Origin of the sequence: Micromonospora sp. NPDC051006 (genome assembly GCF_044456245.1) — a bacterium.
In the GTDB taxonomy this organism is placed as follows: domain Bacteria; phylum Actinomycetota; class Actinomycetes; order Mycobacteriales; family Micromonosporaceae; genus Micromonospora.
Window position 1 is genome coordinate 40,340 of record NZ_JBITFP010000037.1, and the last position, 10,569, is coordinate 50,908.

12 protein-coding genes are annotated in these 10,569 nt (G+C 70.7%); 10 read left to right on the forward strand and 2 right to left on the reverse strand.

Annotated features, from left to right (window positions below; translation table 11 throughout):
• Positions 1-134 precede the first annotated feature (134 nt).
• Together holA and ACIBBA_RS32495 are read left to right on the forward strand one after the other, a co-directional pair.
• Positions 135-1,115: a DNA polymerase III subunit delta gene (holA, locus tag ACIBBA_RS32490; protein ID WP_396702585.1), complete on the forward strand. Its 981-nt coding sequence runs from the start codon at positions 135-137 to the stop codon at positions 1,113-1,115.
• Entirely contained in the window at positions 1,112-1,555 is a 444-nt protein-coding gene (locus tag ACIBBA_RS32495) for a hypothetical protein (protein WP_396702569.1), read from the forward strand. The genes holA and ACIBBA_RS32495 overlap by 4 nt, the downstream gene beginning before the upstream one ends.
• Positions 1,556-1,712: 157 nt before the next feature.
• On the opposite strand, the gene rpsT is transcribed toward ACIBBA_RS32495, so the two are convergent.
• Together rpsT and ACIBBA_RS32505 are read right to left on the reverse strand one after the other, a co-directional pair.
• Positions 1,713-1,979, reverse strand: coding sequence for a 30S ribosomal protein S20 (rpsT, locus tag ACIBBA_RS32500; RefSeq protein WP_350873984.1), 267 nt, complete (start codon positions 1,977-1,979; stop codon positions 1,713-1,715).
• A gap of 175 nt (positions 1,980-2,154) precedes the next feature.
• On the reverse strand, positions 2,155-3,141 hold the full coding sequence (locus tag ACIBBA_RS32505) for a phosphotransferase family protein (RefSeq protein WP_396702571.1): 987 nt from the start codon (positions 3,139-3,141) through the stop codon (positions 2,155-2,157).
• Between the two features lie 119 nt (positions 3,142-3,260).
• On the opposite strand from ACIBBA_RS32505, the gene ACIBBA_RS32510 reads away from it, so the two are divergent.
• The 8 genes from ACIBBA_RS32510 to ACIBBA_RS32545 form a co-directional block, all read left to right on the forward strand.
• A complete protein-coding gene (locus ACIBBA_RS32510; RefSeq protein ID WP_357049280.1) occupies positions 3,261-3,797 on the forward strand; it encodes a DUF4240 domain-containing protein in 537 nt (178 codons plus the stop codon).
• Between the two features lie 87 nt (positions 3,798-3,884).
• Positions 3,885-5,762, forward strand: coding sequence for a translation elongation factor 4 (gene lepA, locus ACIBBA_RS32515; protein ID WP_396702573.1), 1,878 nt, complete (start codon positions 3,885-3,887; stop codon positions 5,760-5,762).
• A gap of 339 nt (positions 5,763-6,101) precedes the next feature.
• Positions 6,102-6,386 (forward strand): GlsB/YeaQ/YmgE family stress response membrane protein, encoded by a 285-nt coding sequence (locus tag ACIBBA_RS32520; RefSeq protein ID WP_396702575.1) that lies wholly within the window; start codon positions 6,102-6,104, stop codon positions 6,384-6,386.
• Positions 6,387-6,736: 350 nt separating this feature from the next.
• On the forward strand, positions 6,737-7,024 hold the full coding sequence (locus ACIBBA_RS32525) for a GlsB/YeaQ/YmgE family stress response membrane protein (protein ID WP_396702577.1): 288 nt from the start codon (positions 6,737-6,739) through the stop codon (positions 7,022-7,024).
• A 217-nt stretch (positions 7,025-7,241) separates the two neighbouring features.
• A complete protein-coding gene (locus ACIBBA_RS32530; protein ID WP_350873990.1) occupies positions 7,242-8,531 on the forward strand; it encodes a sugar ABC transporter substrate-binding protein in 1,290 nt (429 codons plus the stop codon).
• Positions 8,528-9,517 carry a carbohydrate ABC transporter permease gene (locus ACIBBA_RS32535; RefSeq protein ID WP_396702579.1) on the forward strand — a complete coding sequence of 330 codons (990 nt, stop codon included), beginning with the start codon at positions 8,528-8,530 and terminating at the stop codon, positions 9,515-9,517. Before ACIBBA_RS32530 ends, ACIBBA_RS32535 begins: the two co-directional genes overlap by 4 nt.
• On the forward strand, positions 9,514-10,344 hold the full coding sequence (locus ACIBBA_RS32540) for a carbohydrate ABC transporter permease (protein WP_350873992.1): 831 nt from the start codon (positions 9,514-9,516) through the stop codon (positions 10,342-10,344). Before ACIBBA_RS32535 ends, ACIBBA_RS32540 begins: the two co-directional genes overlap by 4 nt.
• A 126-nt stretch (positions 10,345-10,470) precedes the next feature.
• Positions 10,471-10,569 (forward strand): helix-turn-helix domain-containing protein (locus tag ACIBBA_RS32545; RefSeq protein ID WP_396702587.1); only part of this gene is annotated, 99 nt, incomplete at its 3' end.

The following is a 10,569-nucleotide window of genomic DNA, read 5'->3' on the forward strand; positions in this document are numbered from 1 at the left end:
TCCACGTCGTTCTGAGTGACGATTTGTAGGTTTATCTGGGGAATTGAAATAAATGTCTGGATTTGCACTGAGTGCGGGCTCCGCCGCCCGAGCGGCCGATGAGCAGGCACGATCCCACCGTGGGGCGTGCGAATATGGGCGACGTGACCCCCGCCAGCCTCGCCCCCATTCTGCTCGTCCTCGGTGATGAGGAGCTGCTCGCCACGCGCGCGGTGGCCGAAGCCGTCGCGAAGGCGCGCAGCGTCGACCCCGACGTGGACGTACGCGAGTACCAGGCCGGCGCGCTCGCGGTGGGGGAGATCGCCGAGATGCTCAGCCCGTCGCTGTTCGGCGGGCGGCGGGTGCTGGTGCTGCGCTCCGGTCAGGACGCCCGCAAGGACCTGGTGGCGGCGCTGCTGGCGTACGCGAAGAACCCCGACCCGGAGGTGCAGCTGATCGTGCTGCACCTCGGCGCGGCCAAGGGCAAGGCGTTCGCCGAGGGGTTGAAGGCGGCCGGCGCGACGGTGGTGCCCGCGGCGAAGCTCAAGGGGCACCGGGACCGGGTCGCCTTCGTCCGCGACGAGATCCGCCGGGCCGGTGGCAAGTGCACCGAGGACGCCGCCGAGGCGTTGATCGCCGCGGTCGGCAACGACCTGCGCGAGCTGGCCGCCGCCTGTTCGCAGCTGATCGCCGACACCGACGGGCGGATCAGCGCGGACACGGTCTCGCGTTACTACCGGGGCCGGGTGGAGGTGAGCGGCTTCACGGTGGCCGACGCCACCATGGTCGGCGACGTGCCGGCCGCGTTGGAGGCCCTGCGCTGGGCCCTGCACGTCGGGGTCGACCCGGTGCCGATCGCCGACGCCCTCGCCGACGGCGTCCGCACCGTGGCCCGGGTGGCCTCCGCCGGCCGGGGCAGCCCCTACCAGCTGGCGAGCAGCCTCGGCATGCCGGCGTGGAAGATCGAGCGGGCGCAGCGGCAGGGCCGCGGCTGGACCCCGGAGGGGCTGGTCCAGGCCATGCAGGTGGCCGCCGAGTGCAACGCGGCGGTCAAGGGCGGCTCCGACGACCGGGCGTACGCGCTGGAGCGGGCCGTCTTCTCGGTGGCGGCGGCCCGCGCGGGTGGCGCCCGGTGACCGGACCGACCCGGGTGACCTGGGCCACGCTCCCGGCCGACGAGGAGCAGTACCGCCCGCTCTACGCCCGGGCCCTCGGGCTGCGATTCGTCAACCCGGGCGGGGTGCTCTGCTTCCTCTTCTTCGAGGGCGCCGTCGCGCTGGCCGTGCTGCTCGCCCTCGCCGAGCTGGTCAGCTGGTGGGCCGTGCTAGTCCTGCCGGCGGCCGTCGCGGTCATGGTCAAGCTCAACGACATGGTGGCCGCGGTGGTGGTGCGCTCCGCGGCGCTCGTACCCGAGCAGGAGCGGGACCGGTTCCGCCGGCAGATGGAGCCGGTCGTCGGGCGCGCCCGGGTGGAGTGGATCACCCACAGCGTGCCCGGGATCGTGGTCTCCACCGAGCCCGCCGCACGGTCCGACGACGCCGGAGCCGGCCGGCACCGCACCGCCCCGCCGTCCTGACCGCACCGCACCGACCCGGCACCGCCCTCGGCGCACGACCGGCACGGCCCGACCCGCCATCGGCACGACCCGCGACCGGCAACGGTCCGGGTCACAGACAGCCGGAAGCCCTCGGCGTGGTGCCGAGGGCTTCCGGTGAGTTATGGGTACCGCCGGGTCAGGCGGCGAGCGTCACCACGCGCTTGGCGATCGCGGACTTGCGGTTCGCGGCCTGGTTGGCGTGGATCACACCCTTGCTGACCGCCTTGTCGAGCTTGCGCGAGGCGTCCTGCATGAGGGCGGTGGCCTGCTCGACGTCGCCGGTCTCGGCGGCCTCGTTGAACTTGCGGATGGCGGTCTTCAGCGACGACTTGACCGACTTGTTCCGCAGCCGGCGCTTCTCGTTCTGCCGGTTGCGCTTGATCTGGGACTTGATGTTCGCCACGCGACAGCCTCGTCTTGATAGCTCGGGTTGGTCAGCTTGTGCGCGTGACGGAGCATGCGTCGTCGCCGCGCGAAAAGCCAGGTTACCAGGTCGGACCGGGACGAGCCAAAACGGCTCGGGACGACGTCGCCGGGGCGGATCGTCCGGACCATCATGCCCGAGCCGCCGGGACCGGTCAGGCCCAGCCCCGGCGGGCCGCCAGCCAGGCCAGCGCCTGCTCGCCACTCCACCGGTTGTGCCGGCGGATCTGCGGGGAGGCGGTCGGCGGAGTCGCGGCCGCGGTGGTGAGGTAGTACCCGGCCAGCGCGGCCAGCGTCGCGTCCAGCGCGTCCGCGGGCGCGTCGGCGGTGGTCGGATGGTCGGCGAAGAGCCGGTCCACGTCCAGCCCGCTGGCGTGACCGGTGATCAGCAGGCCCGCCAGGTCGAACCAGGCCGGGCCACGGCACAGCCAGGCCCAGTCGCAGAACCACGCCCGACCGGCCCGGTCGATCAGCACGTTGTCCAGCCGCAGGTCGCCGTGGATCAACCCGTCCGGTGGGCCGGCGGCGGCGTACCCGGGCAACCGCGACTCCAGCGCGACCAGCTCGGGGAGGCGGACCGCCAGTGCATCGGGCAGCGCGGGCGGCGGCTCGCGGCCGGCGGCCACCTCACCCCACCAGAGGATGTCCTCACGGGCCAGGTCGGCGAGCCGGGGCGGGTCGAGGGCGAGCAGGTCGGCCGGCGGGTCCGCGAGCGCGGCGGCGACCTCGGCGTACCCGGCGAGGGTGGCGGCGAGCTCCGCCGGCGCCCAGGGCAGCCGCGGGGTGCGGCCGTCCACGGCGTCCAGGCAGATGGCGTACCAACCGGCCGCGTCGAGGGTCCAGCGCAGCCGGGGGACCGGCAGCCCGGCCGGGAGCCGGGCGAGGACGGCGGCCTCCCGGGCGTACCAGTCGACCAACCGGGGCTGGTCGGCCGGCGTCGCCGCCTTGACGAAGGCGGACGCCCCGTCGGCCGTGGTCAGCACCGCGGCGAAGCCCCGGGTGAAACCGGCCCCGGCGACCCGGACGGCGGTGACCGGGCCGCCCAGCCGCGCGGCCACCGCCGAGCGCAGGCCGGCCGGTAACTCGTCCCAGCCCGGCCGTACGGCGGTCGCGTGGTACGGCGGCGGCGGGTCGGCGGGCACGCCTCCCATGCTGTCGTACCCGGCGGGCAGGATGCAGCCGTGCACACCGACGACTTCCGGGCCCGCGTCGGGCTCGTCCCGCCGGGTTCGGGCCGGGCGGTCTGCGAGACTGCCAGGCCATGAGGACCGACGACTTCTGGCAGTTGATCGACCGGGCCCGGGCCGGCGGCGGTGGTGAGGCCAGCGCGGTCGCGGCCCGGGCGGTGGCGCTGCTGGCCGAGCGCGACCCGGCCGACATCGTCGGCTACGCCCACCACCAGCGGCGGGTGCTCGCCGCCTCGTTCCGGGTCGACCTGTGGGGCGCCGCCTACCTGATCAACGGGGGCGCCTCCGACGACGGTTTCGAATACTTCCGCGGCTGGCTGATGACCCAGGGCCGGGAGGTCTACGCCCGCGCCACCGCCGACCCCGACTCGCTGGCCGAGCTGCCGCAGATCCGTGCCGCCGCGCTCACCGGCGAGGAGTTCCAGTCGGAGGACATGCTGGCGGTGCCCTGGGAGGCCTACCGGAAGGCGACCGCGACCGACCTGCCGGCCGACCGCGACCCGGTCACCACGCCCGACCTCAACGACTTCTGGGACTTCGACGACGAGGAGGAGGCCCGACGGCGGCTGCCGCGCCTCGCCGCGCTCTTCGTCGAGCCGCCGGAGGAGTGATCCGACCGCGTCCGGGGCGGCGTGGGAACATAGAGGGGGCCGGCGTCACGCCGGCCCGCTCACGTCAGCCGACCAGAACGGACAGCTGTGCCACCGACGCTCGATTCCGGCGCGAACGCTCCTGGTGCCACCGACCCGGCGCGGATCAGGAACTTCTGCATCATCGCCCACATCGACCACGGGAAGTCGACCCTGGCCGACCGGATGCTGCAGCTCACCGGCGTGGTCGACCCCCGGCAGATGCGTGCCCAGTACCTCGACCGGATGGACATCGAGCGCGAGCGCGGCATCACCATCAAGAGCCAGGCCGTCCGGATGCCGTGGACCGTGCGGGAGGGCGACCGGGCCGGCGAGCAGGCCGTGCTCAACATGATCGACACCCCCGGTCACGTCGACTTCACCTACGAGGTCTCCCGCTCGCTGGCCGCCTGTGAGGGCGCGATCCTGCTGGTCGACGCCGCCCAGGGCATCGAGGCGCAGACGCTGGCAAACCTCTACCTCGCGCTCGAGAACGACCTGCACGTCATCCCGGTGCTCAACAAGATCGACCTGCCGGCCGCCCAGCCGGAGAAGTACGCCGAGGAGCTGGCCCACCTGATCGGCGGCGACCCGGCCGACTGCATCAAGGTCTCCGGCAAGACCGGCGAGGGAGTTCCCTACCTGCTCGACGAGATCGTCCGACAGTTCAAGCCGCCGGTCGGCGACTCCGAGGCGCCCGCCCGGGCGATGATCTTCGACTCGGTCTACGACGTCTACCGGGGCGTGGTCACCTATGTCCGGGTGATCGACGGGCGGATCAGCGCCCGCGACCGGATCAAGATGATGTCCACCGCCGCGGTGCACGAACTGCTGGAGATCGGCGTCATCTCGCCCGAGATGGTGAAGGCCGACGCCCTCGGGGTCGGCGAGGTGGGCTACCTGATCACCGGGGTGAAGGACGTCCGGCAGTCCCGGGTCGGCGACACGGTCACCATCAACAGCCGGCCGGCCACCCAGGCGCTCGGCGGCTACAAGGACCCGAAGCCGATGGTCTACTCCGGCCTCTACCCGATTGACGGGTCCGACTACCCCAACCTGCGCGAGGCGCTGGACAAGCTCAAGCTCAACGACGCCGCGCTCGACTACGAGCCGGAGACGTCGGGTGCGCTCGGCTTCGGGTTCCGCTGCGGCTTCCTCGGCCTGCTGCACCTGGAGATCATCCGGGAGCGGCTGGAGCGGGAGTACAACCTCGACCTGATCTCCACCGCGCCGAACGTGGTCTACCGGGCCATCACCGAGGACGGCCAGGAGATCGTAGTCACCAACCCGAGTGAGTACCCCACGGGCAAGATCGCCGAGGTGTACGAGCCGACCGTGCGGGCGACCGTGCTGACCCCGAACGACTACGTGGGCGCGGTGATGGAGCTCTGCCAGGGGCGGCGCGGCAACCTGCTCGGCATGGACTACCTCTCCGCCGACCGGGTGGAGCTGCGCTACACGCTGCCGCTGGCCGAGATCATCTACGACTTCTTCGACCAGCTCAAGAGCCGTACCAAGGGCTACGCCTCGCTGGACTACGAGCCCTCCGGTGAGCAGGCGTCCGATCTGGTCAAGGTGGACATCCTGCTGCACGGTGAGCCGGTGGACGCGTTCAGCGCCATCGTGCACAAGGACAAGGCGTACAACTACGGCGTCACCATCGCCGCGAAGCTGCGCAACCTCATTCCCCGGCAGCAGTTCGAGGTGCCGATCCAGGCGGCGATCGGCAGCCGGGTGATCGCCCGGGAGACCATCCGGGCGATCCGCAAGGACGTGCTCGCCAAGTGCTACGGCGGTGACATCAGCCGAAAGCGCAAGCTGCTGGAGAAGCAGAAGGAGGGCAAGAAGCGGATGAAGATGGTCGGCCGGGTGGAGGTTCCGCAGGAGGCCTTCATCGCCGCGCTCTCCTCCGACAGCGGTGACGGCAAGGCGCCCGGCAAGAAGTAGCCGCTTACCTCTCCGGCGTCGACGACGTACGACGGCCGGCGCTCCACCCGAGGCCGGGACCGCCAGGTCCCGCCCACCCGGGCCCGGGGCGCCGGCCGTCCGCGTCTCCGGGTCCGGTGGCGGCGGAAATTTTCGCTGCCCGGGCTCGGGCCGTCGGCCCAGCGACACCGCCTCCGACCTGCGTGGACGGTGCTCCGGCGGGTGCCGGCGCGGCGGATCGTATCGACTCCTGCCGAATGGTGTCCGCGGTGAACCGGTTTGGCGTTTCGGCGGCCCGGGAACTTAGCGGCCACGACAGGAAGCACACACCGTGTGACTCATTCTTGAAGGAGGGCGACCGTGGAGCTGACCGTGTGGGGCATCATCACCGCGCTCATCGTTGGTCTGATCATCGGGGCGCTGGGCCGTCTGGTCGTCCCGGGCCGGCAGGACATGCCGATCTGGTTGCACATGCTGATCGGCGTGGGTGCCGCGCTGCTCGGTACGGTGCTGGCGCGGGCGGTGGGCATCGCCACCGAGACCGCCGGGATCGACTGGGGCGAGCTGCTGGTCCAGATCGTGCTGGCCGCCATCGCGGTGGCCCTGGTGGCCGGCGTCGGCCGCCGCCGCCGCGTCACGCGGTAACGGCCACGGCATGACCCGGTGACGTCGGCGGACCGGCCGGCGACCGGTGGCAAGGGCACTCTTCGACGGGCGTCCGACCTCCCAGAGGTCGGGCGCCCGTCCGCGTGCGCCGCGCGCCGCGGCCCGCGCCGGGCGGGACGCGGCCAGTAAGAGTCGAACGCGGGCAGCCGCGGCCGAGTGTCGCCAGTAGAAGTTGAGCGCCGCCAGCGCGGGGAGAACGTGCCAATACCGGAGCGTCCGGCGGCCACTGTCCCGGAAAGTCGGTTTGGTTTCTCAGGCGACCGGGAACTTTGTGGTCACGACAGTAAGCACACAAAACGTGTGAGACGTTTCCTTTGAGGAGGGCGATCGTGGAGCTGACCGTTTGGGGCATCGTCACTGCGCTCATCGTTGGTCTGATCGTCGGAGCGCTGGGCCGTCTGGTCGTTCCGGGCCGGCAGAACATGCCGATGTGGCTGCACATGCTGATCGGTGTGGGCGCCGCGCTGCTCGGTACGGTGCTGGCCCGCGCGCTGGGCATCGCGACCGAGACCGCCGGGGTCGACTGGGCCGAGCTGCTGGTGCAGGTCGTGGTGGCCGCCATCGCGGTGGCCCTGGTCGCCGGCGTCGGCCGGCGGCGCAGCGTCAACTACCGGTAATTCGTAGATCGACCCACGAAGGGGCGCCCGGCCGTCGGCCGGGCGCCCCTTCGTCGTGGTACGCCCAGATTCGCCCCGGTGCCACCCCTGCCCCTTCGGCCCGGCCTGCGGTACGGTCGCGTCGCTTCCGCCGACCGCCCCACTGTCGTAAAGGATTTTTTCCTACTAAGGTGCGGCGGAGAAGGTTAGTGCCAGGCGGCGCGAGGGGAGATGTGGCGTGAACAGGTGGAAGCGGCTGGCCCCGGTCACCGCCGTGGTGGCCTCGGCCGCGATGGCGCTGGCCGGCTGTGGCGGCTCGAGCGACGACGGCGCGGCCGACACGAGCAAGCTGACGGTCTGGATGATGGGCGAGGGCAGCGACGCCCAGACCAGCTTCCTCGACACCGTCGAGACCGAGTTCCGGCAGAAGCACCCGGACACCGACGTGGTGGTGCAGTACATCCCGTGGCTGGAGGCGCCGAAGAAGTTCCAGGCCGCCCTCGCCGGCGGTGAGGGGCCGGACGTCACCGAGCTGGGCAACACTGAGACCCAGGGCTGGGCGGCGCAGGAGGCGCTGGCCGACCTGAGCGGTCGGATGGGCGGCTGGGCCGACGGCAAGGACATCCTGCCCGACCTGGTGCGCAACGCGCAGCTCGACGGCAAGCAGTACGGCGTGCCCTGGTACGCGGGCGTGCGGGCGATCTACTACCGCACCGACTGGTTCGCCGAGGCCGGCGTCAAGCCGCCGACCACCTGGGACGAGCTGGTGACCGTGGCCAAGACCGTGCAGGCCAAGAAGCCGAACACCTACGGCATCGCCCTGCCCGGCAACTCCGAGCTGCCCTTCTACTCCTTCCTCTGGGGCGCCGGCGGCGAGATCGCCACCGACCAGGGCGGCAGCTGGAAGTCCGGCTACACCACCCCGGAGGCCCAGAAGGCGGTCAAGTTCTGGACCGACCTGGTGACCGTGCACAAGGTCGCCCCGCCGGCCGCCGCCGGGTGGAACGAGATCGACGCGCGGACCCAGTTCGCCACCGGCAAGGCGGCGATGGCGTTCGCCGGCAGCTGGCAGCAGGGCGCGATCAAGAAGGACAACCCCGACATCGAGAAGGTGTGGGGCACCTTCCCGATCCCGGGCCCGGACGGCAAGGCGGCGCCCGGTTTCGCCGGCGGCTCCGACATCGCCCTCTGGAAGGACAGCGAGCGGCAGGATCTCGCCTGGGACTACCTGACCGTGCTGCTGAACAAGAAGAACGCGCAGACCTTCGCCGACAGCCTCGGCTTCTTCCCGGTCTACCAGGACCTGGTCGGCGGCGAGAAGTACACCAATGACAAGATCATGTCGGCGTTCGCGACCACGATGCAGAACACCAAGGTCACGCCGCTCACCCCGAAGTGGGTGGAGGTCAGCCGTACCAAGACGGTGACCCAGGCGATGAACAGCTCGGTCATGAAGGGTCAGAAGACGGTCGAGAAGGCCACCGCCGACGCGGCCGCGGAGATGGAAAGCATCCTCAACGCCAAGTGACCACGCTGACCGAGGCACCGGAGACGTCGGCCGCGCGGGAGACCCCCGCGCGGCGGCGTCGACGGGTCGACAACCTGCTGCCGTACGCGCTGCTCCTGCCCTGTCTGGCCATCATCGGCGTGCTGCTGCTCTGGCCGCTCGGCCAGGTGGTGGTGATGTCGTTCCACCGGCTCAACAACGTCCGCCAGCTGCGGGGCGACCGGGAGTGGCCGTGGGTCGGGCTGGGCAACTACACCCAGATCCTCAGCGATCCGTTCTTCCGGACGGTGCTGCGCAACACCGTGCTCTTCGCGGTGGCCAACGTGGCGCTCACGATGATCCTGGGCACCCTGGTCGGGCTGCTGCTCAACCGGTTGGGCCGCAAGATGGCCACCTTCGTGGCGAGCTGCGTGATGCTGGCGTGGGCGACGCCGGCGCTGACCGGCACCATCGTCTGGAAGTGGATCTTCGACGACACCAGCGGCCTGGTCACCTGGCTGTTCAACGCGCTGCCGGACGGCCTGTCGCAGGGCCTCTTCGGCCGCAGTGACTGGACCGGCTACGGCTGGTTCAACTCGCCGCTGCTCTTCTTCTCGATCCTGACGCTGGTGGTGGTCTGGCACTCGTTCCCGTTCATCGCGGTCAGCGTGCTGGCCGGGCTGAAGAGCGTGCCGAGCGAGCTGCACGAGGCCGCCCGGGTGGACGGCGCCGGGCCGTGGCGGGTGTTCTGGCGGATCACCTTCCCGCTGCTGCGCCCGGTCTTCGGGATCCTGATCGTGCTCTCCACCATCTGGGACTTCAAGGTCTTCACCCAGCAGTTCGTGCTGGCCGGCGGCACCCAGGACCGGCCGACGTTCATGCTCTCGATCTACTCGTACGCCGAGGCGTTCTCGCCGCCGCCGAAGTACGGCCTCGGCGCGGCCATCGCGGTGATCCTCACCCTGATCCTGCTCGTGGTGACCGGCCTCTACGTGCGGATGGTGCTCAAGCAGGAGGACGAGTCGTGAAGAAGGTCGCGCTCAACGGCGCCGGGCTGCTGGTGGCGCTCTTCGCGGCCTTCCCGGTCTACTGGATGATCGCCACGTCGCTGAAGCCCAGCCGGGAGATCTTCTCGACCACTCCGCAACCGGTGCCCACCCACCCCACGCTGGAGCACTACCGGGAGATCCTGACCGGCAACCTCATCCCCGGGGTGACCTTCGCCGACTTCTTCCTCAACAGCGCCCTGGTCGCGGTCGCGACCGTGCTGCTCAGCGGCCTGGTCGCGCTGCTGGCCGCCACCGCGGTGGCCCGGTTCCGGTTCCGGCTGCGCACCAGCATCCTGATCATGCTGCTGGTGGTGCAGATGATTCCGCTGGAGGCCCTGGTCATCCCGCTGTTCCTGATGATCCAGCGGCTCGGGCTCTACAACAACCTGCTCAGCCTGGTCCTGACCTACCTGGGGTTCTCACTGCCGTTCGCGGTGTGGATGCTGCGCGGCTTCGTCGCCGCCGTGCCGAAGGAACTGGAGGAGGCGGCGGCTATCGACGGGGCCAGCCGGACCCAGATCTTCCGGCGGATCCTCTTCCCGCTGGTCGCCCCGGGGCTGGTCGCCACCAGCATCTTCTCGTTCATCACGGCCTGGAACGAGCTGATCTTCGCGCTCACGTTCATCAACGACCAGGACCGCTACACCCTGCCGGTGGCGATGACCTTCTTCTTCGGTCGGGACGACACCGCCTGGGGGCCGGTGATGGCGGCGTCCACCCTCTTCACCCTGCCGGTGATCGTGTTCTTCCTGCTGGTGCAGCGGCGGATGGTCTCCGGGTTGGTGGCCGGCGCGGTCAAGGGCTGACCGGCGCCCACTCCGCCGGCGGAGTCCGCGTTGATCGACTCCAGTTCCCCGACATCGCGGTTTCCGGTGCGCTTGGGTTCAAAGGGGTTGTTGCAACGGGGTGGATCTTCGTGAGGATGTTGGTTCATGTCGGGGAGACGGTTGTCGTCCGGGGAGCGGGCGCAGATTGAGGTGTTGTTCGGGCAGGGGTTGTCGTTTCCGCAGATCGCGGTGGTGATCGGGCGG

Excerpts from the sequence above, each read along its gene's own strand:
- holA (WP_396702585.1), top strand. The coding sequence starts at position 135 with ATGGGCGACGTGACCCCCGCCAGCCTCGCCCCCATTCTGCTCGTCCTC.
- ACIBBA_RS32510 (WP_357049280.1), top strand. The coding sequence starts at position 3,261 with ATGAGGACCGACGACTTCTGGCAGTTGATCGACCGGGCCCGGGCCGGC.